Source organism: Salinisphaera sp. LB1, from assembly GCF_003177035.1.
Taxonomy (GTDB): domain Bacteria; phylum Pseudomonadota; class Gammaproteobacteria; order Nevskiales; family Salinisphaeraceae; genus Salinisphaera.
Genome location: NZ_CP029488.1, coordinates 2357669 through 2382511 on the forward strand (window position 1 = coordinate 2357669; position 24843 = coordinate 2382511).

The 24843-nt window shown below is 65.0% G+C and carries 20 protein-coding genes; 12 read left to right on the top strand and 8 right to left on the bottom strand.

The genetic code is table 11. The annotated features are described in order from the left end of the window. Positions 1 to 73 precede the first annotated feature (73 nt). The 4 genes from SALB1_RS10650 to SALB1_RS10665 form a co-directional block, all read right to left on the bottom strand. On the bottom strand, positions 74 to 1534 hold the full coding sequence (locus SALB1_RS10650; RefSeq protein WP_109993851.1) for a sodium:alanine symporter family protein: 1461 nt from the start codon (positions 1532 to 1534) through the stop codon (positions 74 to 76). Between the two features lie 583 nt (positions 1535 to 2117). After that, positions 2118 to 3176, bottom strand: a complete 1059-nt coding sequence (locus SALB1_RS10655) for a putative solute-binding protein (protein WP_109993852.1) — start codon at positions 3174 to 3176, stop codon at positions 2118 to 2120. Positions 3177 to 3209: 33 nt separating this feature from the next. Beyond that, entirely contained in the window at positions 3210 to 5339 is a 2130-nt protein-coding gene (locus SALB1_RS10660; protein WP_109993853.1) for a TRAP transporter large permease subunit, read from the bottom strand. After that, entirely contained in the window at positions 5339 to 6358 is a 1020-nt protein-coding gene (locus tag SALB1_RS10665) for a hypothetical protein (protein ID WP_109993854.1), read from the bottom strand. Before SALB1_RS10665 ends, SALB1_RS10660 begins: the two co-directional genes overlap by 1 nt. Positions 6359 to 6587: 229 nt before the next feature. Here SALB1_RS10665 and SALB1_RS10670 point away from each other — a divergent pair, with 229 nt between their 5' ends. Both SALB1_RS10670 and SALB1_RS10675 read left to right on the top strand, forming a co-directional pair. Further along, positions 6588 to 7790, top strand: coding sequence for an NAD(P)/FAD-dependent oxidoreductase (locus SALB1_RS10670; RefSeq protein ID WP_109993855.1), 1203 nt, complete (start codon positions 6588 to 6590; stop codon positions 7788 to 7790). Between the two features lie 31 nt (positions 7791 to 7821). Then, positions 7822 to 9153, top strand: coding sequence for a lytic murein transglycosylase (locus SALB1_RS10675; protein ID WP_109993856.1), 1332 nt, complete (start codon positions 7822 to 7824; stop codon positions 9151 to 9153). 144 nt (positions 9154 to 9297) lie between these two features. Here the strand turns inward: SALB1_RS10675 and SALB1_RS10680 are convergent, their stop codons facing one another. Next, positions 9298 to 10281: an aldo/keto reductase gene (locus tag SALB1_RS10680; RefSeq protein WP_109993857.1), complete on the bottom strand. Its 984-nt coding sequence runs from the start codon at positions 10279 to 10281 to the stop codon at positions 9298 to 9300. 96 nt (positions 10282 to 10377) lie between these two features. Continuing rightward, the gene (locus SALB1_RS10685) at positions 10378 to 11367 is read right to left on the bottom strand and encodes a helix-turn-helix domain-containing protein (RefSeq protein ID WP_109995384.1); all 990 of its coding nucleotides are present in this window, start codon (positions 11365 to 11367) and stop codon (positions 10378 to 10380) included. A gap of 149 nt (positions 11368 to 11516) precedes the next feature. Between SALB1_RS10685 and SALB1_RS10690 the strand changes: the two genes are divergently transcribed. The 3 genes from SALB1_RS10690 (at position 11517) to SALB1_RS10700 (ending at position 14928) form a co-directional block, all read left to right on the top strand. Then, positions 11517 to 13037: an aldehyde dehydrogenase family protein gene (locus SALB1_RS10690; RefSeq protein ID WP_109993858.1), complete on the top strand. Its 1521-nt coding sequence runs from the start codon at positions 11517 to 11519 to the stop codon at positions 13035 to 13037. A 50-nt stretch (positions 13038 to 13087) separates the two neighbouring features. Then, complete coding sequence (adhP, locus tag SALB1_RS10695) at positions 13088 to 14113, top strand: alcohol dehydrogenase AdhP (RefSeq protein WP_109993859.1); 1026 nt, start codon at positions 13088 to 13090, stop codon at positions 14111 to 14113. Positions 14114 to 14298: 185 nt separating this feature from the next. Next, on the top strand, positions 14299 to 14928 hold the full coding sequence (locus tag SALB1_RS10700; RefSeq protein ID WP_158590710.1) for a YceI family protein: 630 nt from the start codon (positions 14299 to 14301) through the stop codon (positions 14926 to 14928). Positions 14929 to 15274: 346 nt separating this feature from the next. On the opposite strand, the gene SALB1_RS10705 is transcribed toward SALB1_RS10700, so the two are convergent. Both SALB1_RS10705 and SALB1_RS10710 read right to left on the bottom strand, forming a co-directional pair. Continuing rightward, positions 15275 to 15859 (bottom strand): cysteine hydrolase family protein, encoded by a 585-nt coding sequence (locus tag SALB1_RS10705; protein ID WP_109993861.1) that lies wholly within the window; start codon positions 15857 to 15859, stop codon positions 15275 to 15277. Positions 15860 to 15956: 97 nt separating this feature from the next. Beyond that, positions 15957 to 17834 carry an ATP-binding cassette domain-containing protein gene (locus SALB1_RS10710; RefSeq protein ID WP_109993862.1) on the bottom strand — a complete coding sequence of 626 codons (1878 nt, stop codon included), beginning with the start codon at positions 17832 to 17834 and terminating at the stop codon, positions 15957 to 15959. On the opposite strand from SALB1_RS10710, the gene SALB1_RS10715 reads away from it, so the two are divergent. The 7 genes from SALB1_RS10715 (at position 17833) to SALB1_RS10745 (ending at position 24823) form a co-directional block, all read left to right on the top strand. Further along, on the top strand, positions 17833 to 19584 hold the full coding sequence (locus tag SALB1_RS10715; RefSeq protein WP_255414380.1) for a DNA recombination protein RmuC: 1752 nt from the start codon (positions 17833 to 17835) through the stop codon (positions 19582 to 19584). The genes SALB1_RS10710 and SALB1_RS10715 overlap by 2 nt on opposite strands. Continuing rightward, positions 19581 to 20687, top strand: coding sequence for a molybdopterin-synthase adenylyltransferase MoeB (moeB, locus tag SALB1_RS10720; protein WP_109993864.1), 1107 nt, complete (start codon positions 19581 to 19583; stop codon positions 20685 to 20687). The genes SALB1_RS10715 and moeB overlap by 4 nt, the downstream gene beginning before the upstream one ends. Positions 20688 to 20791: 104 nt before the next feature. Further along, complete coding sequence (locus tag SALB1_RS10725; protein WP_109993865.1) at positions 20792 to 22501, top strand: carbon starvation protein A; 1710 nt, start codon at positions 20792 to 20794, stop codon at positions 22499 to 22501. Continuing rightward, complete coding sequence (locus tag SALB1_RS10730; protein WP_109993866.1) at positions 22498 to 22923, top strand: hypothetical protein; 426 nt, start codon at positions 22498 to 22500, stop codon at positions 22921 to 22923. Before SALB1_RS10725 ends, SALB1_RS10730 begins: the two co-directional genes overlap by 4 nt. Positions 22924 to 22967: 44 nt before the next feature. Next, complete coding sequence (locus tag SALB1_RS10735; RefSeq protein WP_109993867.1) at positions 22968 to 23231, top strand: cory-CC-star protein; 264 nt, start codon at positions 22968 to 22970, stop codon at positions 23229 to 23231. Continuing rightward, entirely contained in the window at positions 23231 to 24196 is a 966-nt protein-coding gene (locus SALB1_RS10740) for an ArsA family ATPase (protein WP_109993868.1), read from the top strand. Before SALB1_RS10735 ends, SALB1_RS10740 begins: the two co-directional genes overlap by 1 nt. Positions 24197 to 24277: 81 nt before the next feature. Beyond that, positions 24278 to 24823, top strand: coding sequence for a hypothetical protein (locus SALB1_RS10745; protein ID WP_147420764.1), 546 nt, complete (start codon positions 24278 to 24280; stop codon positions 24821 to 24823). Positions 24824 to 24843: the final 20 nt, after the last annotated feature.

The window sequence follows — 24843 nt, forward strand, 5'->3', positions numbered from 1 at the left end:
GTCGAGGCCAGGATGAATGGCATTATGTATCCGCGTACGCGATCGCGGTGCCATTGGATGCCTCCGGGGCTGATCAGTCCCAGATACCGGGTTCGACCTGCTCCGGTTTCTCGAGCACCCGCTTGTTGAAGACCGGATCGCCGGTGCCGGTGCGGCGCTGTTTTTCGTAGTCCCGCAGTACGCGCAGCGCGATCGGGAACAGCAGCAGGATCGCCACCAGATTGGTCGTGGCCATCAGCCCCATGGCGAAGTCCGCGAAATTCCAGACGAAGCTCAGCGTGGCCACCGAGCCGATGAAGACCATGGCCAGCAGAAAGGGCCGCAGCCAGGCGATCATGGTGTCCCCGTACTTGCCGAACAGGTAGTCGACGTTGATCTCGGTGTAGGCGAAGTTTGCCAGGATCGAGCTGTAGGCGAAAAAGAAGATCGCCAGCGCGATGAACCATTCGCCGAAGGCGCCGAGGTGATACTGCATCGCATCCTGGGTGAGTTTGATGCCCTCCAGCGACTGGCCGGCCGCATGGGCCTGCAGGATATGGTCGTAAACACCCGAAAGCAGAATCACTACCGCCGTACAGCTGCAGATGATCAGCGTATCGATGACCACGCCGAATGCCTGCACCAGCCCCTGGGCTGCCGGGTGCTTGACCTCAGCGGTCGCGGCGGCGTTCGGGGTCGAGCCCATGCCGGCCTCGTTCGAGAACAGGCCGCGCTGCACACCGTTCTTGAGCGCGGCGGCCACCGCATAGCCGGCCGCACCCCCGGCGACCGGACCGTAGCCGAACGCCGATTTCACGATCAGTGCCAGCATGCTCGGTACCTGCGCGTAGTTCGCAACCAGGATATAGGCCGCGACCAGAAAGTACCCGACGGCCATGATCGGCACGATCTTCTCGGCGGTGCGCGCGATCGACTTGATACCGCCGTAGATGACGACGGCGGTAAGGATCACCAGCACGATCGCGGTCACCCAGTTGGGCACCCCGAAGCCGCCCTCGATGCCTTGCGCGATGGTGTTCGCCTGGGCGCCGCAGAAGGCAAAGCCGTAGGCGATGATCAGAAACACGGCGAACACGATACTCATCCAGCGCTGGCCGAGCGCCCGCTCGATATAATAAGCGGGTCCGCCGCGATAGATGCCGTCGCCGTGGTGCACCTTGTAGACCTGCGCGAGGGTGCACTCGATGAAGGTGGTGGCGATGCCCACCAGCGCGGTCATCCACATCCAGAAGATGGCCCCCGGCCCGCCGGCGAACAACGCCAGGGCCACACCGGCCAGATTGCCGGTGCCCACGCGGGCGGCCAGCGAGGTCGCCAGCGCCTGGAACGAGCTCACGCCCTTGCCGCTGCCTTTCTCGGTGAACACCAGTGCCGCCATGTGTGCCAGCAACCGGAATTGCAGGCCGCGGGTGGCAATGGTGAACACCAGGCCGGCGCCCAGCAGCAAGTAGGTGAGGATGTAGTTCCAGATAAAACCACTGACTGGATTGATTACCGCATTCACGGCCTGTTCCAGCGTCTGGATGAGCGTCATCGATTTGTCTCCCCGGCGTGCCCGCTCTCGGGCACGCGATAAGTGGTAGCGCGACGTTTTACCCCCGGCCGCAGCCGGGTACAGGCGCTGCTGCAGCATCACGGCCGGGCCCGGCGGAGAATATCGCCGCGGGCCGGATGCAAACCGCTGCTAGCAGATCGTCGCGAAAAACGAATTGTGTCTTCGGGAGACCGCTCGGATTGAGCCGCCCGGTGTGGTTGGCCATGCCCACGGCACGGCACGGATGCAATAGTCACGGCGCGAGTGATTGAGCCCCGGATTTTCGACCATCCACCCTCGCATGCGACCTGGATCTGTAACGACCGTGGCCCATGCTGTACTTGGCGCAAGCGTCTGCGATTTCCCGGCGGCGCCCTTTTTACCGTGCCGGAGGCGGTGAGGCAATTGCCCGGAAGCCGTAGGCGCTACCGCGGCAAGCGCTCGCGGCCTGTCGGGGCGCGCGACAAGCCTCCCGCGCTCGCGCCGTGCCGAGTGCCGTGTCAGTCCGTGGGGTCGTTCGCCAATGCGGCAGGCGCTCCTCCCGTGGTCGCCTGGCAAGCACCACTGTGGCAGGGGCGATCGATCAATTCACCGGGCCGCCTTCGCTGTCCAGGCTGCACTCGGCGAGACTCGGGTCGCTGGAGCAGCGAATCTTTTTCAACATATGCTGCATCTTGTGGCTGTACCAGCCTTCCTTCCACAGTCGCTCGCGGGTCTTGCGAAACATCTGGCGGTACTTCCGGGCTCGATCGCCCGAGATATGCACCCAGTACTTGTCCGGAATCTTGTTGTCGGACTGTTTTACCCGGCGCATGGTCGGCCCGTACATATTGTTGAATACCCAGGTGCGTGATTTCTGGCCGAAATCGGCCGGGAACCGGTTCTTGTGGAAGACGAGCTGGCCGGACAGCATGCCCAGCACGAAGTCGGCGATGCCGCCGTTGTTGCCCAGCCCCTTGTACAACTCCAGGGCGTCGTAGGCGAACGACGGCGCATAGGCCAGATCGACGCTGTGGTTGTTGAACATGGGGCCGAACGAGGCGATCGACGCGCCCACCGGCGAGGCCCCGGCCACGTTGGCGAGTGTCGAGGCCTGCTTGTCGTCAGACAGCACGGCGATCTTCTTGCCGGCGAGTTTTTTCAGTGAATCCAGATCGCTGCGATTGCGTGCGAACAGAAACGCCTTGCCCAGGGGCACGACGCCGGCCACTTCATAGTCGCCCTGTTGCATGTATTTCGCGGCCTTGGGACTGGACATGACCCGGATCGCGGTCTTTTCCTGGGCATAGGTCTGCAGCCCGCCGGCCATGTCCAGGCTGCCGGCGAACTTGACGAAGTGGATGTCGCGCACGCCGGTTATTGCGGCCATGTCGCACTTGCCGGCCTTGAAGTCGTTGGCGGCGACGGCCTCGTCGGTGTAGGCCTTGGGCTTGAGCCGGATGCCCCAGGCCCGGGCCTGCACGATATAGTCCTGAAACGACTGATAGATAAAGCCGTTGGCGCCGATGGGATCGTAGATGCACAGGGTGCGGGTTTCGGTGGCCGCCGCCGGCTGCAATGCGCCGGCGGTCAGCACCAGGGCGCCGAGCGCCAGGCGCAGTACAGGACCGACGAGCCGACGAATGAGGGGATGGTGGTTCATGGTTGCTCCTCCTTGGATGGCGTATCCGGATGCTCAGAACACGGCATTGAAGACCAGCGGCGCGAAGGCGACGAGCAGTAGCGATGAGGCCATCACGGCCATGGGCAGCAGCAGCGATTCATGGCGGCGCCAGAAACCCGGATCGTCGGCCGCTTCGGCATGGGCCGCGGCGTATTCGGCCTCGCCCACGACCTGGCGGGTGAGCAGCCGGTTGAGCGCGACCGGCGGGCTGAGATAACCCAGCTCGAAGGCCACTAGCACGATCATCCAGAAATGCACCGGGTTGATGCCGTTGTGATAGGCGATCGGCGCGATCGTCGCGCTGACCAGGATAATCGCGCCGTAGGGGTCCATGATCATGCCGATGATCACGAGCATGCACACCAGAATCGCCGTGGCCTCCCAGACGTTGCCCAGATGAGCCGGGAACAGATTCATCACGCCCGAGCGCTCCATGACGCCGCCGAACACGATCGACAACGTCATCAGCATGAGCAGTGCCCCGATCAGGGTCGAGGTTTCCGCGGTGGCCGCGCGCAGGGCGTTGGCGAAACCGGCCGGCGCGGGGCTCGGGGCGGCGGTTTCGCCGCGATCGGCGCCCGTGAGCGCATCCGCATGCAGGCGATGTGCCCGCCAGCGGTCGTAGGCGAGCAGGGCGATCAGCATCAGCGGCAGAATCACCGGCGCCGAGAATTCGTTGAAGCGCTGCCCCAGCAAGTGCGAATAAAGCAGTATCACCGCGGCGCCAATCAGCAGATAGGGCAGCAGCGGCACAATGGCTCGCAGGGTCTGCGGCAGGGCGGCGTCCGGCTTGGCCAGATGCGGCCGGGACTTGCGGGTGAGATAGATGAAGCCGCAGAACAATAGCGCGCTGAGCGCAAAGACGTAGAGCCCCCAGCCATAGAGTTGATCGGTGGTCACCTGTCGGTTGAGTGCGGCGATGATCACCACCATCAGGCATGGATTGAGCACCACGCCCATGCTGCCTGACATGGCGGTCGAGGCGATCGCGAGCTGGCGATAGGTGCCGGCGATGCGCAGTTCCTGGTAGATGACCGCGCCGATCGCCAGTACGAAGATGCCCGACGCGCCGGTATAGGCGGTCGGCCAGGCCGAGGCCAGGACCACGATGATGACGACGAACTCCGGGCGCATCTCCCAGGAGCGAAACAGGCCGAAGACCAACTCGGCGATGCGGGTGTGCTTGAGCATCATGCCCACCCAGACATACAGCCCGATGCTGGTATACAGATCGGCGAAGCGGATCATCTTGGTCAGCTGGATCACCGGGCCGGCCAGATAGCGCTCGACACAGAAGAAATACAGGATCGAGATCAGCGCGAGCCAGCAGTACAACGGCACCGAAAGAGCGGCGTGAAACACCGATCGCTCGTTCGAGGCGTTGCCGGGCACGCGCAGGAGCCGCCAGGCCGCGACACCCGCCAGCACGGCGAACCCACCCGCCCAGCCGCCATCGAGCAGCAGATCCCCGCCGCCGTCGAGCCGGGCCCAGGCCAGCGCGCTCACGGTCATCGCCAGATGGGTGGCCAGCTGCATGCCCGCCGATACGCGATGATCGAGCCGGCTGGCGGGCGGGCGCAGGGCGATCTGTTCGGCCAGCGCCAGCGCGATGGCCCCGCCGAACAGGATCAGCAGCACCAGAATGTAGGGTTGCCAATTCTGGCCGATGCTGTTGATCCGGCCGACGCCGAGTTCAACGGCACGAAACGCCCTCAGCGTCGCGGTGGCGGTCATCTTCCGGTTGTAGCGATAAAACTGGAAGCTCTGCCGGCATTCCTGGCGCTGGGCGATCAGCGATTGCCGCAGCGCCTTCGGATGGGCCGGGCCGGCATCGAACAGGCTGTCGCTGTCGGCCTTGCGCTGCTGTGCCTTTTTTACCCGGGCCGCGATATCCGGGTTCGGGTTGCAGTGGGGTTTGGGCATGTCGGCGCGCAGGACGTTGTAGTCCCGCCAGATATGCCCGCCCAGGCTCAGCAACTGGCCGTGAATGAAGGCGCTGGTGCCGAAGACGATCGCCAGCAACAGCAGGACTGCCGTCGGCAGCGTGATCAGCCAACTGCGCAGGCGGCTGTACTGGGTGGGGCGATCCCCGGCGTGGGGGTCGGACGGGGCCGGCCCGGTTTCGCTGTATGGCGTGGCCATCAGTTCAGCAGACTATTCATGTCCACGTTGGACGACTTGTTTTTGTGGGCGTCGCCCGGGAAGGTGCCCAGACCGAGAAACGGCGTGCGCTTGCCGGTCTTCTGGGTCCAGATCTCGTCCGACAGGAACATCGCCTCCCGGTACGCAACCTGGGAAAAGATCTGGTAGTCCTTGGGCCCGTCTCCCGCGTTATAGATCTTGGCGACCTGGCGGATGCCGGCCCGTTCGCGATCCGCGTCGGACTGACCATAGCCGGCCTGGGCGTAGAGCATGGCCGCCATGGGCATGCCCTTGGACGCTCCCAGATCGGCGGCGGCCTTGAGTTGTTGCCAGGGCTGGGCACCCGCGGGGGCGGTGCCTGGCACGCTCAGCCATACCACGGCCTGCAGCGCATTCGGCACGCCCCACCACTTGTTGTTGTCGAGACAGTGGGTGGCGCGACCGGCGCGGGCAGCGATGTCTTGCGGTACGCCCACGCTGCTGCCGGCGCGGATGTCCGACAACACCGCCTGCACCGATGTCAGCAGGCCCGACAGGTATTCCATCTGCTCGGTGTCGCTGCCGAGCGTCGGGCACTGGCCGTCACCGATCTTGCCGAAGGCATCGACCGTGTCGTGATAGACCTTGAGCCGGCGTTCGGCGGTGCGCTGGTAGAGCCGTTGTGCCCGGATGCGCGCATCGCGGGCCTCGGTGGTGCGGCCGGCGTGCAGGGCGCGATCGAAGTGCAGCTGGGCCTCCTGGGCGGCGGCTTCGGAGCACAGACCGCCCAGGGTATGGGTGTTGAGCAGGACCCGGCTCGGCGGCTGCATCACGCGGCCGAACGCGCCCAGAAGCTGGGTCTGGCCCAGGCCGGTGCCACAGGCCGACATGTCGAGATCGTGGCTGGCATACACATGCGGCACCACCTCGTCCTGGGCCAGATGGTTGAGCACGCTTCCGGTCGGCTTGTAGACCAGACCGCAGGCGCCGAGCGCGAATGTGACGAGCAGAATCAACGGCAGGCGTACGATCTTGGCCATGGCAGGTTCTCCGTCCTTCCGATATCGGGTTCCGTGTCGACGGCGACCGAAGGCGCGCCACCGTTACCCCAATGCGCCGACCGCGGTGCGATCGCCGCCGCGGTCGCTGCCCGGCGTTGGTTCGGATCGGCCGGGCACGCTATTTGGAAAAAGTATATTTTTAGAAACGGCACGCCAAGGTGCCAAAACGTCGTATGCGACAATTGCGCTTGGCCGACTCGCGATATCCATGACCCAGACAATCGATACCGATGTGATCGTGCTCGGCGGCGGCGCGGCGGGGCTGATGTGTGCCGCGGTGGCCGGTGCGCGCGGGCGGCGCGTGCAGGTCCTGGAAAAGACGCGGCGCGTGGGCAAGAAGATCCTGATGTCGGGCGGCGGGCGCTGTAACTTCACCAATCTTTACAGCGGCCCGGCGAACTTCCTGTCGGCCAACCCGCACTACTGCAAATCGGCGCTGGCGCGCTATACCCCGGCCGACTTCATCGCGTTGGTGGAAGCCCACGGCATCGCCTATCACGAGAAGGAACGCGGCCAGCTGTTCTGCGACCACTCCTCCAAGCAGATCGTGCGATTGTTGCTGGACGAATGCGAACGCGCGGGCGTGGCCGTGCATACGGAAGTCGATATCCGAAACGTCGCGCGCGCGGACAACGGTAACTTCCGGGTCGACACCGGCGCCGGTGTCTGGACCGGCGCGGCCGTGGTGGTCGCCACCGGCGGGCTGTCGATTCCGAAAATGGGGGCCTCCGGCTTTGGCTTCGATCTGGCGCGACGCTTCGGGTTGGCCGTGCGCGAACCGCGTCCGGCACTGGTGCCGTTCACGCTGGCGGGGCAGCAACGCGAATCGTTTGCCGAGCTGTCCGGGCTCGGGCTGGACGTCGAGGCCCATTGTCACGAGGCGAGCTTCGATGCCGGGATGCTGTTCACCCATCGCGGACTGAGCGGGCCCGCCATGCTGCAGGTTTCATCCTACTGGCAGGCGGGCGATTCGGTCGGCGTGGATTTTCTGCCCGGTGTCGATGCCCGCGCCTGGCTGGCCGAGCGGCGCGAGGCGCGCCCCGATGCCCGCTTGTCCACCGTGCTGGCCGAACGGCTGCCCAAGCGCCTTGCGGTGTGTCTGTGTCGCGATGCCGGCGCGGCGCGGCTGGGCGATGCGCGGCTCAAATCCCTGTCGGAGGATGAACTCACGGCAGTCGCCGCTCGGCTCGCGGACTGGCGATTCCGGCCCGACGGCACCGAAGGCTATCGCACTGCGGAGGTCACGATCGGCGGCGTGGACACCGCGGCCCTGTCGTCGGCCACGATGGCGGCGCGCGACGTGCCCGGGCTGTATTTCATCGGCGAGGTGGTCGATGTGACCGGGCATCTCGGCGGGCACAATTTTCAATGGGCCTGGGCCTCTGCCAACGCGGCCGGTCAGGTAGTCTAGGGCGCACGTTCACAAGCCCCCGTCTGCCGACATGCCATATCGATGGGCCTTACGGGCCGCCGCGGCCCTGATCGTGGTCCTGGCCGGCTGCGCCACCCACGCCCCGGCCGACACGCCCGCGCCGGGCCCGAAGCAGTCGACGAGCGGGCGAACCCAGCCCGAACCTGCCCGATCGGCGAAGCGCTCGAACGACACCGGGCAGGGCGCACCGGCGGGTGTCGACGGGCGCGATGCCGCCGGTTTCGCACGCTGGGTGGCGGGCTTCGAGCGGCGTGCCCGGGCCAGGGGCGTCGATAGGACGACCCTGCACAGCGCCTTCGCCGATGCCGAGTTTCTGCCGCACGTGATCGAGCTCGACCATCGCCAGCCGGAGTTCAACCGGGCGATCTGGGATTATCTGGATACGGCGGTCTCGGCCACGCGTATCGCCCACGGCTGCGAGAAACTGGCGACCTATCGGAACACGGCGGACCGGGTCGCGGCCCGTTATGGTGTGCCGGGCGCCGTGCTCGTTGCGATCTGGGGCATGGAAAGCAACTACGGGTCCAATTTCGGCCATTACGAGACGATCGACGCGCTCGCCACGCTGGGCTATGAGGGCCGGCGCGAATCATTCGCCGAGCATCAGCTTTATGCCGCGCTCAGGATTCTGGCCGACGGCGATATCAGCCGATCCGACATGCGCGGTTCCTGGGCTGGCGCGATGGGCAACACCCAGTTCCTGCCGACCAGCTTCCTGGCGTATGCGGTGGATGCCGACGGCGACGGCCGGCGTGATATATGGGACTCGATTCCCGACACCCTGGCCTCCACCGCCAACTATCTGGCCAAGAACGGCTGGCAGACGGGGCAGCCCTGGGGCCGCGAGGTCCGGCTCCCGGCGAACTTCAACTACGCGCAAGCGGATGGCGACGCCCATCGATCGACCGCGGCCTGGCGCGCCCAGGGCGTGCGCCCGGTCGATTCACGCGGCCTGCCGCAATTCGACTCGGCGGCGATTATCGCGCCGGCCGGGGCGTCGGGCCCGGCCTTCATGGTCGGGCCGAATTTCCGGGTGATCCTGCGTTACAACAATGCCACCAGCTATGCATTGGCGGTGGGCCTGTTGGCCGACCGGGTCCGGGGCGAACCCGGCGTGCAGCAATCCTGGCCGCGGGACGAAGCGAGCTTGTCGCGTGCGCAGGTCCTCACCCTGCAACGCGATCTGAATGCGCTCGGCTACGGCAGCGGCACGCCCGATGGCATCGTCGGCCCCAATACCCGAGCCGGGGTGCGCTCGTTCCAGCGCGACCAGGGTCTGACGGCGGACGGTTTCCCCACCCAGAGCCTGCTGCATCGGGTCGAGACTGCGGCCGGCGGCTAGTGGCCGCGCACCACGACTCGTCGTACATTGCGGGTTTTTTGAGCCCACAGTGTGCGGGCGATACCGCGCCAGCAATCGGCGAACCCGCATGAAAAAGGCCGCCCCGCAGAGGCGGCCCATGTCACGGGCAAATCGCGGGGCGGCCTATGCGAGGCCGGTGATCGCGTGTGGTACGTAAGGTGCTTCCAGTTGCGTCTTTTCGTCCTCGGTGAGGGTCAGGTCCATCGCCGCGATGGCATCGTCGAGATGGCGCTCCTTGCTTGCGCCGACGATCGGCGCGGTCACCTGCGGATGAGCCGCCACCCAGGCGAGGGCCACCTGCGCCATCGGCACGCCGCGAGCCTCGGCCACTTTGCGCAGGGCCTCGACCACCTGATCGTCGGACTCGGCGGCACCGAGCTGCCATTTCTCGGTCATCCGGTCGGTCTGGGCGCGCTTGGACTCGCTGCCGGCGCCTTGTTTCTTGCCGGCCAGCACGCCACGGGCGAGCGGGCTCCAGGGGATCACGCCCACGCCCTGGTCGGCGCACAACGGCAGCATCTCGCGTTCTTCCTCGCGATAGACCAGGTTGTACATCGGCTGCATGGTCACGAATTCGGTCCAACCGTTGGCCCGGGCGATTTCCTGACACTTGGCGAACTGCCAGGCATACATGCTCGATGCGCCGATGTAGCGGGCCTTGCCGGCCTTGACCACATCGTGCAGGGCTTCCATGAATTCCTCGACCGGCGTGTCGCAGTCGAAGCGATGGATCTGATACAGATCGATGTGATCGGTGCCGAGACGCGTCAATGATGCATCGATGGCGTGCATGATGTGTTTGCGCGACAGGCCACGGTTGTTCGGACCGTCGCCCATTGGGTTGTAGACCTTGGACGCCAGCACGAAATCCTCGCGGGCCGCGTAGTCCAATAGGGCCTTGCCGACGACCTTCTCGGATTCGCCCTTCGAGTACATGTCGGCGGTGTCGAAGAAATTGATGCCGGCATCCAGTGCTTTCTTGATGAACGGCCGGCTGGCCTGCTCATCCAGCACCCAGTCGCGCCATTTCGGGCTGCCATAGGTCATGGTGCCGAGGCACAACGGCGAAACGCGTGTCCCGGTCGATCCCAGTTGCTTGAATTGCATGAAAGTTGTCGTCGCGATATGTGTGTCATGCACGATAATCGGCCGTCCGCCGGCAGGCAACTGCGCGACATGCGGCCTGCGGCGTGCTGGTGCGTGTCATGGCTTGAATCGGGCCAAAGGTAAATCCGCGCGCGGCCGTGTCGGCGACTCGGGCGTGGGCGGCGTGTCGTTGTTTTGCCCGTGGTAATGCGCGCGATAACGGCTCGGCGGCAGTCCGCTGTACGCCTTGAAGCATCGAGTGAAATGGCTGAGGCTCTTGAAGCCGAGGTCGAAGCAGATCTCGGTGACCGATGCGGATTGCCGACGCAGCCGCTCGCGCGCCGATTCGAGCCGCAGGCGCTGCTGATATTCGCCCGGCGTACAGCCCAGTTCGTTTTTGAACTGTCGATATAAATGGGCGCGGCTCATACAGGCTTCGCGCGCCAGTTGCTCACAATCCAGCGGCACGGCCAGGTTGTTGCGGATCCAGCGGAGCGCGGCATCCAGTCCATGACGCGCCGGGCCGCCGTGGCTGTTTTCTTCGATCAGTATCTTGCGGCTTTGCGTGCGCAGCATGCGCATGACCAGTTCGTTGAGCGCCAGATCGATCAGTGCGTCTCGATCGGGATGATCGTCGCAGAACAGTCGCAGCAGGCGTTCCAGCAAACCCTGGGTTTCCTGGCCGTGACTGACGTGCAGCGCGCGCGGGGCATACTGCCAGTGTTCCAGCGCCGGATCGCGCGGCTCGTCGACATTGAGCCGGTCGCATACCTGCTGTACCAGTGATTTTCGAATTTCCACCGTCATGCACGTGGTCGGCGCGTCGGCGCGGGCATCGGGAAAATCGATATAGACCGGCTGGTCCGGCGCGAGAATGAAGGATTCGCCGCGGTGGAATTCGCAGGCCCCTTCCGTCGCCCCGTGCATGATCTTGCGTCCGGTGATCATGCAGCAGTGCAGTACGTGACTGGACGACAGGGCGACCTGTCGGGCCGGGAAATACGTGTCGTAGATCGACAACTCGGCATTTTCACCCGCCACCGAGACCCGGTTTTCGATGAGTTTTTCCGGATTTTCGCGTCTCTGAAAGACGATTTCTGCGGACATACCGACGAACTCCGCGCGTTTCATGAGAATGGCACGCAAGCGATTGCGACTGCGGGGCAAGTCGCGCACGGCAAGCGGCGCTAGTTTGAAGTCACGGGCACCAGACCGTGTGCTTCTTGTAGAACATGAAACCGCGAGAGAACTCCATCATGCTTTATGCTAATCCCGGCCGGCCCGACGCGCTGATCGCCTTCGACACGCGCTACGGCAACTTCATCGACGGCGCGTGGCACAAACCCGTTGCCGGGCGCTACATGAGTGCCGTCACCCCGGTCACCGGTGCCGAATTCTGCGAAGTGCCGCGCTCGGATGCCGAGGATGTGGACCGTGCCGTGGCCGCGGCAAAACGCGCCGCGCCGGGCTGGGCGGCCACCTCGACCACGCAGCGATCAAGGGCGCTGCTCAGGATCGCCGATCGCATCGAGGCCAATCTCGAAGCGCTGGCCGTGGCCGAAACCTGGGATAACGGCAAGCCGGTGCGCGAGACGCTGGCTGCGGATCTGCCGTTGCTGGTCGACCATTTTCGCTACTTTGCCGGCTGTATCCGGGCGCAGGAAGGCTCGGTCGCCGAGATCGACGCCCACACGGTCGCCTACCATACGCACGAGCCCTACGGTGTGGTCGGCCAGATCATTCCCTGGAACTTCCCGCTGCTGATGGCGGGTTGGAAGATTGCGCCGGCGCTCGCCGCGGGCAACTGCACGGTCCTGAAGCCGGCCGAGCAAACTCCGGTATCCATCTGCAAGCTGCTGGAACTGATACAGGACCTGCTGCCACCGGGTGTTCTGAACGTGGTCAACGGGCTCGGGGCCGAGGCCGGTGCGGCCCTGGCGCAGCATCCGGACATCGCGAAAATGGCGTTCACCGGGTCGACGCCGGTGGGCAGCCGGATCATGGGCGATGCGGCCAAACGCATCATTCCGGTGACGCTGGAACTGGGCGGAAAATCGCCAAACATATTTTTTGCCGACGTTATGGACCAGGGCGATGCCTTCGTGGACAAGTGCGTCGAAGGCCTGATGATGACCTTCCTCAATCAGGGCGAAGTCTGTACCTGCCCTTCGCGGGCCCTGATCCACGAGGATATCTACGAGCCCCTGATCGAACGGGCCATCGAGCGGGCGCGTGGCCTGCGTCAGGGCAATCCGCTGGATACCGATACCCAGATCGGAGCCCAGGCGTCGCGCGAGCAATTCGAAAAGATCATGTCGTACATGGAGGTCGGGCGCCAGGAAGGCGCCGAATTGCTGTTGGGCGGCGGCCAGGCCGAGCTTGAAGGCGAGCTGGCCGGCGGCTTCTACGTACAGCCCACCATGTTCAAGGGCGATAACAGCATGCGTATTTTCCAGGAAGAGATCTTCGGCCCGACCCAGGCGGTCACCACGTTCGCCAGCGACGAACAGGCAATTGCGATCGCCAACGATACCGAGTTCGGGCTGGGCGCCGGTATCTGGACCCGCGACATGAACCGGCTGCATCACGTAGGCGGTCGGATCCAGGCCGGGCGCATCTGGGTCAATTGCTATCACCAGTACCCCGCCCATGCCGCCTTCGGCGGCTACAAGCGCTCGGGCATCGGCCGCGAGACGCACAAGCAGGCGCTTGAACATTACCAGCAGACCAAGTGCCAGCTGGTGTCCTACGACCCGAATCCTGTCGGGCTGTTCTGAAAGCGCGCAGCCACACCGCGGCGCGTGCCATGTAAACCAAGGAGGAGTGGATCATGAAGACCATGAAAGCTGCAGTGGTGCCGGGTTTCGGTGAACCGCTGGATATTCGTGAAGTGCCGGTGCCGGAAGTCGGGCCCGGCCAGGTGCTGATGCGGGTGCAGGCCTCGGGCGTCTGCCATACGGATCTGCACGCGGTCGAGGGCGATTGGCCGGTCAAACCCAACCCGCCGTTCATTCCGGGGCACGAAGGCGTGGGCTTCGTCGATGCGGTCGGCCCGGGCGTTACACACATCAAGGAAGGCGATCGTATCGGCGTGCCGTGGCTCTACAGTGCCTGCGGGCATTGTGAGCATTGCCTGGGCGGCTGGGAAACACTCTGCGAGTCGCAGGAGAATGCCGGTTACAGCGTGGATGGCGGTTATGCCGACTATGTACTGGCCGACGCCGATTTCGTGGGCCATCTGCCGGCACAATCCGATTTCCTGGAGATCGCGCCGATCCTCTGCGCCGGGGTGACGGTCTACAAGGGCCTGAAGATGAGTGAGGTCAAGCCCGGTCAGTGGGTATCGATCTCCGGTATCGGCGGGCTCGGACACCTGGCCGTCCAGTACGCACGGGCCATGGGTATGCATGTCGTGGCGATCGATGTCGCCGACGACAAGCTGCGGCTGGCCGAGCGTCTGGGCGCGGAGTTGACCATCAACGCCCGGGAGCAGGATCCGGGCAAAGCGGTCAAGCAGGCGATCGGCGGTGCGCACGGCGCACTCGTGACCGCCGTGTCGGAGATTGCCTTCAGCCAGGCACTGGAAGTCGTGCGGCGCGGCGGCACGATCGCGCTCAACGGCCTGCCACCGGGGAAATTCGACCTGTCGATCTTCAACATGGTGCTCAACGGCATCACCGTGCGCGGGTCGATCGTCGGCACGCGGCTGGATCTTCAGGAATCCCTGGACTTCGCCGGCGAGGGCCAGGTACGCGCCACGGTCACTGGCGACCGGATCGAGAACATCAACGAAATTTTCGATCGCATGCGCGCGGGCCAAATCGAAGGGCGCGTGGTGCTCGATATGCAGTAGCTCGGACTACGCCGCGGGGCGGCCTCGCGGTCGCCCCGCTTGTTCGCAGTCCCGGGCGCCGGACTGTTTGCCCTGTTTTGGCACGGCGGCAGCGATGGCGCTGCATGCCATGCAAGGGAGGCCGCGGTTGCGTGATAATCTCGAACCCATCGCGGCGCGTGATGCCGCCTGTTTGGAGACGCGTGATGACGATTCGCCGAGGCGCCTGCGACTTTTCCGTGCTGCTGGCCCTGACCGCTGCGGGTGTCACGATCGCCCAGGCAGCGCCCGGGCTCGAGCCTGGGCGCTACAAGATCGATACCACCCACACCTATGCGCATTTCGCGATCGACCACATGGGGTTATCGACCCTGCGCGGCCGGATGGACGTGCGCAAGGGCACGATCCGGATCGGCGACGATCCGTCGCACAGCGTGATCGACGTCACGTTCGACCCGGCCAGCGTGGATACCGGCGACGACGCGCGCGATCAGCACCTGCGCGACATGGAAGGGTTCTTCAACGTCAAGAAATATCCATCGCTCACATTCAAGTCGACAAGTGTGCGTTTCGACGATGCGGATGGCGACAGCGAAGCGACCGTGCAGGGCCGTCTCACGCTACACGGCGTGACGCGACCGGTTACGCTGCAGGTGGACGATATCGCCTGCAAGGTGAATCCGCTGGAAAAGACCCGCTACACCTGTGGTTTCGACGCCGCGACCGAAATCAAACGCAGCGATTTCGGCATGGATGCCTTCCCGAAGCTGGTCGGCGACAAGGTCGAGCTGTCGTTCGAGGTCGAGGCGAACAAGCCTGTGAACGCGAAGGACTGACTTGAAAAGTCGGTCCGCCAATGCACGCGCATGAGCGCAAATGAAAAACCGGAATGACGACTGGGCGCGCCAGAGCGTGCCGAGTTTTCGAGTCGGACCGCGCCAAGACGGGCCGCCTGGTTTCATTCGCGTTTTGATTATGTACAACGTTCAGTCAAAGGCTTGACGACGCGATTGCGCGCACCCGAAGCAGCAATGCCTTGATCCTGCTTCTTATTTGCGCTCATTCGCGTGCATTCGCGGACAACAGGCCCGCGCTTATTCAGCCCGTTGCCTGTCGTACATAATCAGGATTCGCGTTCCATTCGCGTCCACGGCCGGGCTCGTTCTCGACTGAAAAGATCGATCAGTTCGAACGCAGGTTATCGGATGTCACGATCTCGCTGATGCGCGACAGCTGGCGGATCGAGGCCTTGTGATCCTCGATGTCGTCGGTCGCACAGGCATCTTCGATCACCCGAATTCGGTAATCGCGATCGTGGCCGTCGCGGGCCGCTGATTGCACCGCCCAACTGGTCGAGACGCCGCACAGATACAGGGTGTCGACCGCGTTGGCGCGCAGCAGCGCCTCCAGCGGCGTGGCGTAGAAGGCGTTTACGCGCGGCTTTTCCACCACGAATTCGCGCTCGGGATTGGCGGGAGTGGCGTCCAGCGCTTCGTGGAATTCCGTGCCCCAGGTGCCGAGCTGCAATACGCCGTTTTCCTTGGCCGCGCCGAACAGCGGCGAATGCTTCGGGCATTCGGCGTAGCCCGGGCCGAAGCCGACCTTGACCAGCACCACGAGCCATTCGTTGGCGCGGGCATGCGCCAGGGACGTGTTGGCATGCTCGATCACGCCGCGCTCGGCGATCTGCGGCGCCGCGCCGGCCATCGGGCTGTCGGGATGCACGATGTCGTTGATGAAATCCAGGGCGATCAGGGCAGTGGTCATGGCGACTCCGGTGTCGGTTCGAGAACCGCACCTTAGCAGCTGTACCCGCCGGCCCGGTCAACCGGCCCGGCGACCGTGGATGTCGCGCGGTGTCGCGTCAGCCCTGTCGGGCCTCGAGCGTCTCCCAGCGTTTCAATGCTTTTTCCAGTTCGGTTTCGACCCGGGCGAAGGCATCGGTGGCTTTCTTGATCTCGGCCTCGTTGCGGTCGTAGAAACCGGGCTCGGCGAAAACCGCTTCGCGTTCCGCCAGATCCTTCTCGAGTCTTTCGATCCGGCTGGGCAGGTCGCGCAATTCCTTGCGCTCGGCGGTGGACAGCGCCGATTCGGTCTTCGGTTTCGCTTGCGGCGTCGCGGCGGGTTTGCCCGCCGCGGGCGCCGGTGCCCGATCGGCCGGGCGCTGGCGCAGATAATCCGAATAGCCGCCGACGTAATCACCGACGCGGCCGTCGCCTTCCATCACCAGCGAACTGGTCACCACATTGTCGAGAAAATCACGGTCGTGCGAGACCAACAGCAGGGTGCCGTCGAAGTTGGTCAGCCGCTCCTCGAGCAGCTCCAGCGTTTCCACGTCGAGGTCGTTGGTCGGCTCGTCCATCACCAGCAGGTTGGCCGGGCGGGTGAACAGCTTGGCCAGCAGCAGACGGTTGCGCTCGCCGCCGGACAGCACATGCGTCGGGCTGCGCGCCCGCTTGGGCGAGAACAGGAAATCGCCCATGTAACTCATGATGTGGCGGTCCTGGCCGTTGATCGTCACCGACGAGCGTCCGCCGGCGACGTTGTCGAGCACGCTGATGTTGTCGTCCAGCGCGGCCCGGTGCTGGTCGAAGTGGGCGATATCGAGATTGGTGCCGAGCTTGATGGTGCCGGCATCCGGCTCGAGCTGGCCGAGCAGCAGGCGGATCAGCGTGGTCTTGCCGGCCCCGTTCGGGCCGATGATGCCGACCTTGTCGCCGCGCTGGATGGTGGTGGTCAGGTTGGTCACGATCGGCTTGTCGCCCCAGGCATAGGCGACTTTTTCCGCCACGATCACGTTCTTGCCGGAACGGGCGGCGTCCTGGGTCACGATATTGGCCGTGCCGGCGCGCTCGCGCCGCTGGGCCCGTTCGGCGCGCATGGCTTTCAGCGCGCGCACACGGCCTTCGTTGCGGGTCCGGCGGGCCTTGATGCCCTGGCGAATCCAGGTTTCCTCCTGGGCCAGGCGCTTGTCGAACTCGGCGTTGGCTTTTTCTTCGTCGGCGAGTGCCTTGTCCTTGCCTTCCAGGAACTTGTCGTAGTCGCCGGGCCATGACGTCAGCCGGCCGCGATCGAGATCGATGATGCGCGTGGCCAGATTGCGCAGGAAGGCGCGGTCATGGGTGATGAACAACAGCGCGCCGGACCACGACATCAGGATCTCTTCGAGCTGCGCGATGGCGGCGATGTCGAGATGGTTGGTCGGCTCGTCGAGCAGCAGCAGGTCGGGCTCGGAGACCAGCGCGCGCGCCAGCAGCACGCGGCGCTTCTGGCCGCCGGACAGGGCCGTGAAGTCGGCATCCGGATCGAGCTGCAGGCGGCTCAGGGTGGCTTCGACCTGTTGCGCCAGCGTCCAGCCGTCGTGGGCCTCGACATCACTCTGGGCGCGGGAGAACGCATCCATCACGTCTTCCCCGGCCGACAGGCGCGCGGCCAGGTCGTGAAAACGCGCGACCGCCTCGCCGGCGGCGCCGAGCCCGGCGGCGGTCACCTCGTAGACGCTGCCGTGGGTCGCGGCCGGCACTTCCTGTTCCAGCCGCGAAATCTTCAGCCCCGGCTTGCTTTCGCGCTTGACCTGATCCGGCTCGAGCTCACCGGCGACGATACGCATGAGCGTGGACTTGCCGGTGCCGTTGCGCCCGACCAGCGCGACGCGCTCGCCGGCGGCGATGGACAGTTCGGCGCGATCGAGCAGGACTTCGACGCCGTAGGACAGCGACAGTTCGCGGAGTTGCAGCAGCATGGAGGTATTAGCGGGACAGAATAAATCGAGCGTTATTGTACGCGTCCTGCTGTCGTTACATGCTCCGCGCAGTAACGACGATTTATCCGCAGATGAACGCAGAACTACGCAGATCGAAGACGGACGATTCAAGGGCGTGCGTATCGTGCCGCGATGGCTCAGGCCAACGTGGGCTGCTTCCTCGCCTGTTTATGCTCTGCTTCGTCCTTTCCCGTCGGGGCGCTTCGGACCGCTACCGGCGGCCCGTTCAAACGGAATCGGCCTCAACTTCGGGGAAGTCCCGCGGCATCGCAGTCTGGCGATCGCGCGGTTTAGAATCGACCGATTATCCAAGATCGAATGGCGTGGAAATCACATGACCGATGGCGCCTGGCTTACGCTGACGATTGCTTTTCTGGTTGGCGCCGCACTTGGCGGGCTGATAGCCCTGCTGGCGGCACGCGCAAACCGTGCGGGGCTGGCTTCGAAGTTCGAGGCGCTCGAACGCGATTATGCGGCACGCGGCGCCTCGCTGGAAAAAGCCCATGCCGAACTGGCGAGTGCGCGTAGCGAGAATGCGCGTCTCGCCGAACGGATCGAGGCCGAGCAGCGTCACGCCAAGGACAAGCTGGCCACACTGACCGAAGCGCGCGAGCAGATGGCGCACCAGTTCAAAACACTCTCGCAGGAGATCCTCGACGAAAAGGCCAAGGCCTTCAACGAATCCAGCAAGGCCAGCCTGGAGCCGTTGATCAATCCGCTGCGCGAGCACATCGGTCGCTTCGAGAAACAGGTGAAGGAAGCCTATGACGTCGAGAACCGGCAGCGTTCCGCGCTCGCGCAGCAGATCAGGATGCTGGAAGAGTCGAACAAGGCGATCGCCGAGGATGCGACCAATCTGACCAAGGCGCTGCGCGGCGAGTCCAAGACCCAGGGCAATTGGGGCGAGATGATCCTGGAAACCGTGCTGGAGCGCTCCGGGCTGGAAAAAGGTGTGCAGTACGAGACGCAGTTTCATAGCACCACCGAAGAGGGCAAACGCCAGTTGCCGGATGCGGTGGTGCATCTGCCGGAGTCGCGCTCGCTCGTGATCGACTCCAAGGTCTCGCTCACGGCCTATCTTCGGGTGCAGGAAGCCGAGGATGAAAACGCGCGCCGGACCGCACTGGCCGAGCATATCGCCTCCGTGCGGCGCCATCTCAAGCAGTTGTCGGAAAAAAAGTATCAAGGCATCGACGCGATTCGGACACTGGATTACGTGTTCATGTTCGTGCCGTCGGAGGCGGCCTATGTCGAGGCGCTGCGCGGCGATTTCGGTCTCCAGCGCGAAGCGCTCGATGCCAACATCGCACTGGTGTCGCCGACCACGCTCATGCCGATGCTGCGCGCGGTGGAAAATCTGTGGCGGCTGGACAAGCAGGAGAAGAACGCCGAGGCCATTGCCGATCGCGCGGGCGCGCTGTACGACAAGTTCGTCGGTTTCATCGGCGATCTGGACAAGGTCTCGCGCAATCTGGAGACGGTGAACAAGTCGTTTGCCGATGCCCGCAACAAGCTCACCGACGGGCGCGGCAACCTCGTTCGCCAGGCGGAGATGCTGCGGGCGATGGGCGCCAACACCTCGAAACAGGCGCCCAAGGCCTGGCGCGAAGCCGGCCAGCTCGGCGCCGACCGGGCGGCCGCGGAGGCGGACGATCCCGATGCCGCGCTGGATCGGCTCGAGGCGGATGAGGCGATCAGCGACGACGAAACCACGGGAGCCAAGTCATGAGTCCATCCATCCGCGAACGACTCGCCGCCCTGCGCGAATCCATGCCGCCGATCGACCCGGGCGAGGCCGATCGTCTGCGTGCGGCCGGCGCCTGGCTGGTCGATATTCGCGAAGCCGATGAGATCGCGCAGGGCACGCCGGTGGGCGCCAGGCCGCTCGGGCGTGGTTTTCTGGAAATGCGGCTGGAATCCGAGGGCGCGGCGGCCGACGACACGATCCTGTTGCTGTGCGCTTCCGGCTCGCGTTCGTTGCTGGCCGCCGAGCAACTGCGTCAGCTCGGTTATACCGACGTGCGCTCGGTGGCGGGCGGCTTCGATGCCTGGAAGGATGCCGGCTTGGCCTTCGAGACGCCGGCCATGCTCGATGCCGGCGATCGCGCGCGTTACGCACGCCAGCTCACCTTGCCCGAGGTCGGCGAGGCCGGGCAGTCGAAGCTGCGCGATGCCCGGGTGCTGGTGATCGGCGCTGGCGGGCTGGGCAGCCCGGCCGCGTTGTATCTGGCCGCGGCCGGGGTGGGGCATCTGGCGATCGTCGATCACGACACGGTCGATCGCTCCAACCTGCATCGCCAGACCTTGCATCGGGATGCCAGCGTCGGCCAGCCCAAGGTGCGTTCGGCGCATGCCACGCTCACCGCGCTCAATCCGGCGATCGAGATCGCGCCCGTTCAGGCACGGGTTTCGGCCGATAACGCGGCGGAACTGGTGGCGGGCTATGATCTGGTGATCGACGGCTCGGACAATTTCGCCGCGCGCTATGCGATCAACGACGCCTGCGTGGCCGCGGGCATCGCGCTGGTCTACGGCGCGGTCGAGCGCTTCAATGGTCAGGTCGGGGTGTTCCCGGCCGGTGGACGCCCCTGTTATCGCTGCCTGTTCGCCGAGGCACCCCCGGCCGGCAGCGCGCCGACCTGTGCCGAGGCCGGCGTGATCGGCGCGGTGCCCGGCCTCGTGGGCACGCTGCAGGCACTGGAAGCGATCAAGTTATTGGTCGGCATGGCCGATACGCTGTCCGGCAAGCTGCTGTCGCTGGATGTGCGAACACAGCGTTGGCGCACGATGTCGCTGCCGGCCAATCCCCGCTGCCCGGTTTGTGCGGGCTGAAAACAGCCGGCTACGACATAAGTCGAATGTCAGTGCGTAGGTAGCGATCGTTACCATTATTGTATTCCGTTGTATCCATTGTTTCGGCCGTCGGGGGACCGCGCATGCCGGCTTTCTATTTGATCGTGATAACGCTGGGGGCCTTTTACCTGGGCTACCGGTTCTACTCCCGCTATCTGGCCGAGCGCGTCTATGCGCTCGACCCGAACTTCAAGACCCCGTCGCACGAGTTTTCGGACGGGGTCGATTTCGTACCGACCAACAAACACATCCTGCTGGGCCACCACTTCACGGCGGTGGCCGGGGCGGCCCCGATCGTCGGGCCGGCGATTGCGGTCTACTGGGGCTGGCTGCCGGCGATCGCCTGGGTGATTCTGGGCACGATATTCGGCGCCGGCGTGCACGATTTCGGCGCCATCGTTACTTCCGCGCGCAACCGCGGCCAGAATATCGGCACATTGTCCGGCAAGGTCATCAGCGCGCGCGCCAGCACGCTGTTCCTGCTGATCATCTTCTTCCTGCTGACGCTGGTGAACGCGGTGTTCGGCGTGGTCATGGCGATCCTGTTCGAAGCACACCCGGGCTCGGTGATCCCGGCCGTGATCGTGATCCCGATCGCGATGTGCATCGGCCAGTGGGTGTATCGCATGAAGGGCGCGGTGCTCATTCCGTCGATTATCGGGCTAATTCTGTTGTATGCGGCGATCCCGATCGGCCAGATGTACCCGATTCATGTCGACGGCCTGGCTCACCTGGTGGGGCTGTCGGTGCGCACGACCTGGGTAATCCTGATTTTCGCCTACACCTGGTTCGCCTCGCGCCTGCCGGTGTGGTTGCTGCTGCAGCCGCGCGACTACATCAACGGTCAGCAGCTGCTGGTCGCGCTCGCGGTGATCTTCGCCGGCGTGATCGTCGGTTGGGACCAGATCACGGCGCCGGCGGTGAACCACGTGGCCGAGGGCACCAGGCAGTGGTTCCCGTATCTGTTCATCACCATCGCCTGCGGGGCGATCTCGGGCTTCCATAGTCTGGTGGCCTCCGGCACCACGTCCAAACAGATCGACAAGGAAACCGATGCCCGCTACATCGGCTACTGCGGGGCGCTGGGCGAGGGTTCGCTGGCACTGGCCGCGATCCTGGCCTGCACCGCCGGGCTGGGTTCGGCGGCAGACTGGAACACGGCCTATTCCAGCTTCGGTGCGGCGTCAGGCGGGGCGCTCGGGCATTTCGTCAACGGTGTGGGTCATTTTCTGGCCAATCTCGGCATCGATGCCCAGCTGGGCGCTTCGTTTGCCGTGGTCGTGGTGGTGACCTTCGCCGGTACGACCATGGATACCGGCGTGCGCCTGCAGCGCTACATTCTGGAAGAGATCGCCGAACTGGCCGGCTTTCGGGCCCTGGTTGGCAAGACCACCATCCTGACCACGCTGGCCGTGCTGATTCCGTTGGCGCTGGCCCTGGTGCCGGGAGGCAACGGTGCCGGCGGTAAGGGCTTTGCCTTCGGCCAGCTCTGGACACTGTTCGGCACCACCAACCAGCTCACGGCGGGGCTGGCCCTGTCGGTAATCAGCGTCTGGGTGATGTCGCGCAATCGCAATCCGCTGGCTGCGATCGTGCCGCTGACCTTCCTGCTGTTCATGACCAGCTGGGCGCTGGTGCTCAACCTCGTGTCCTTTCTCAAGGAAGGCAGCTGGATGTTGTTGATCATGGATGCCGGGATCGCGGTACTCACCGCCTGGCTCATCGTGGAAGCGGTCACCGCGCTCAATCGCCAGCGTGGCGAGCGTCGTGCCGAGGTGCCCAGCGAGGCATGAGCATCGGTACCGGACATCGCTTGATCCTCGTTCGCGAGCAGGACGCCCAGCACAGCGGCTCGGGCTGCTGCGGGCGGCTCGGTGAGGCGCATACCGATCTCGGCGGCGCGGCCGACTACGCGCACAGCCGGGCGGTGATGGAATCGGTCGGCATGGTCTACCGGCGCCTGCGCGACGCGGCGCCGGGATTGGTCATCGACGTGGTCGACCCACGCAATACGATCTGGTTGTATCCGGCGGTCTGGCGCGCGTCGCGCCGGGCCGGACGCGGTGTCGGCGCCTCGCTGAAAAGCCTGTCGCGCGCGGGCGCGGCGGCCGCCATCGTGCTCGACGGTGAGGTTTTGTACTCGGGCGCATTACCGGCGCCCGAAACGATTGTCGCCGCGGTGATGGCACAGTTGCACGATTCCCGCGCGGCCTGAGGGTCGCTCGCGGTTCCATTCCCGAAAGATCCAGCGGAGGCCGCATGGCGGACGACAAGAGTCTCTGGCGCCGCATCAACGATTATCACGACCAGCTGTTCGTAGCCCCCTGGCGGGCGAGCATCGCGCGCGAGGCGCGCAAGGAAGAAGACGTGCTCGTGGCGCTGTTGTTCCTGGAAGCGCTGGGTATTCCCGGCCCTGCCGACTACTTCGCGCTGGAGCTGTACCCGGATCTGATCGAGGCGTTTCATCGCTGGCACCAGCGTATGGGCATGGAGACATTCCCCGAAGCCGGGGTCTGCTGCTGATGGCGCACAGTCACGCGCACGACGAACCCACGCGCTTCTTTCTGTTCGGCGGCAAGGGCGGGGTCGGCAAGACCACGTTGGCGGCAGCGCATGCGCTGCGCCTGGCTGCGGCCGGCGAGCGCACACTGCTGGTCTCCACCGATCCGGCCCATTCGGTGTCGGATCTGCTGGGCACGAAGCTGGGCGACGCGCCCACGGTTGCTGGCGACCATCTCTGGGCCATGGAGATCGACCCGACCGCCGACGCCGAGCGCTATGTGGATTCGATTCGCGAGGACGCGCGTGAGGCGGTCTCCAAAGCCGTGCTGCCGGCTCTGGATCGCCATCTCAAGCTCGCGGTGCAGGCACCGGGTACTGCGGAGTCGGCACTGTTCGATCGCTTCACTCGCCTGATGGATGCCGCGCCCGGCGATTACGACCGCATCGTGTTCGATACCGCGCCCACCGGGCACACGCTGCGGCTGCTCACCCTGCCGTCCATGCTGGGCGCCTGGGTCGAAGGGCTGGCCGGTCAGCGGGCCAAGGTGAACCGGCTGCAGGGCATGTGGCGGTCGATGGCCGGTGTGTCGGAGCCGGATCGCGACGATCGCGTGCTGTCGCGCCTGCGCCAGCGCGCCGAGCGGTTCGCGCGGGCACGCCAGCGTCTACATCGCGAGGCCGTGTTTCATCCCGTGTTACTGGCCGAGCGTCTGCCGATCGAGGAAACCGTGCGCCTCATCGCCCAGCTCGAAGAGTCGGACATTCCGGTCGGCGAACTGTTCGTCAATCGACTCTGGCCGGCGGGTACCGACAGCGCCTTCGTCGCCGAACGGGTGGCGCAGCAGAACGAATACCTGGACGAGATCCGCGAACGTTTCGCCTCGTACGCCTTGATCGAAGTAGCCCAGAGCGCTCGCGATATCGTGGGCCGGGAACAGCTGGAACAACTGGCGGGCCAGCTGCCGGGGCCGAACATCGCGCCGTGACCGGCGCGAAAATCGCGCGGCGCGCTGGCGAACAGGCTGCGTTGCCGCTAGCCTTGCGCGATGAACCGAGTCGCTAGCCCCGTGTCCTTGTCCCGATTGACTTGGCGAGTCCGCCTGCCGATCCTCGCCATCGCGGTGGCGTGGTCGCTGGCCGGCTGCGCCGCCGGCCTGCCCACGCAGGCATTCATGTCGCCAAGTGCCGCCCACACCCATTACGACGGTTTCCTGGCCTATGCCGCCTTCAGCGACCTCGCGGTCGAGGGGGCCTACGAAAAAGCCCTGTGCCGTCAGTTGCTGTCGGCGGGGCATGCCTGCGACACCATGCTCCAGGCCGCGCCGCCGACCCGGCCACAGAACGGCGATAGCCGCCATTGGGCGGCCTTGAACAGCGGCGCACAGGCGATTGTGGTGATCGAGCTGGCGGATCCGAAAGCGGCATCGCGCCGTATTCTCGATAATGGCCGAATCGGCTACCGCGTGAGTTTGATCGACGTGAACACCCAGAAGGTGATGGCGCGATTCGCCATCGACGATGGCCGCTCGCGGCATCTGTCGAGCCGGGCCGATGCGCTGGCCGCGGCTGTCGTGCACGCGCTCAAGCAACGGCAACTGCTCACCCGGCGATAGATGGACGGGTCGGCCAAGGC

Coding starts and splice junctions, on each gene's coding strand:
- SALB1_RS10710 (WP_109993862.1), bottom strand. CDS start 17,834: ATGCTGCTGCAACTCCGCGAACTGTCGCTGTCCTACGGCGTCGAAGTC.
- SALB1_RS10670 (WP_109993855.1), top strand. CDS start 6,588: ATGACCCAGACAATCGATACCGATGTGATCGTGCTCGGCGGCGGCGCG.
- SALB1_RS10675 (WP_109993856.1), top strand. CDS start 7,822: ATGCCATATCGATGGGCCTTACGGGCCGCCGCGGCCCTGATCGTGGTC.
- SALB1_RS10725 (WP_109993865.1), top strand. CDS start 20,792: ATGCCGGCTTTCTATTTGATCGTGATAACGCTGGGGGCCTTTTACCTG.
- SALB1_RS10735 (WP_109993867.1), top strand. CDS start 22,968: ATGGCGGACGACAAGAGTCTCTGGCGCCGCATCAACGATTATCACGAC.
- SALB1_RS10680 (WP_109993857.1), bottom strand. CDS start 10,281: ATGCAATTCAAGCAACTGGGATCGACCGGGACACGCGTTTCGCCGTTG.
- SALB1_RS10690 (WP_109993858.1), top strand. CDS start 11,517: ATGCTTTATGCTAATCCCGGCCGGCCCGACGCGCTGATCGCCTTCGAC.
- SALB1_RS10705 (WP_109993861.1), bottom strand. CDS start 15,859: ATGACCACTGCCCTGATCGCCCTGGATTTCATCAACGACATCGTGCAT.
- SALB1_RS10740 (WP_109993868.1), top strand. CDS start 23,231: ATGGCGCACAGTCACGCGCACGACGAACCCACGCGCTTCTTTCTGTTC.
- SALB1_RS10685 (WP_109995384.1), bottom strand. CDS start 11,367: ATGTCCGCAGAAATCGTCTTTCAGAGACGCGAAAATCCGGAAAAACTC.
- SALB1_RS10700 (WP_158590710.1), top strand. CDS start 14,299: ATGACGATTCGCCGAGGCGCCTGCGACTTTTCCGTGCTGCTGGCCCTG.
- SALB1_RS10715 (WP_255414380.1), top strand. CDS start 17,833: ATGGAGGTATTAGCGGGACAGAATAAATCGAGCGTTATTGTACGCGTC.
- SALB1_RS10665 (WP_109993854.1), bottom strand. CDS start 6,358: ATGGCCAAGATCGTACGCCTGCCGTTGATTCTGCTCGTCACATTCGCG.
- SALB1_RS10660 (WP_109993853.1), bottom strand. CDS start 5,339: ATGGCCACGCCATACAGCGAAACCGGGCCGGCCCCGTCCGACCCCCAC.
- SALB1_RS10650 (WP_109993851.1), bottom strand. CDS start 1,534: ATGACGCTCATCCAGACGCTGGAACAGGCCGTGAATGCGGTAATCAAT.
- moeB (WP_109993864.1), top strand. CDS start 19,581: ATGAGTCCATCCATCCGCGAACGACTCGCCGCCCTGCGCGAATCCATG.
- SALB1_RS10655 (WP_109993852.1), bottom strand. CDS start 3,176: ATGAACCACCATCCCCTCATTCGTCGGCTCGTCGGTCCTGTACTGCGC.
- SALB1_RS10730 (WP_109993866.1), top strand. CDS start 22,498: ATGAGCATCGGTACCGGACATCGCTTGATCCTCGTTCGCGAGCAGGAC.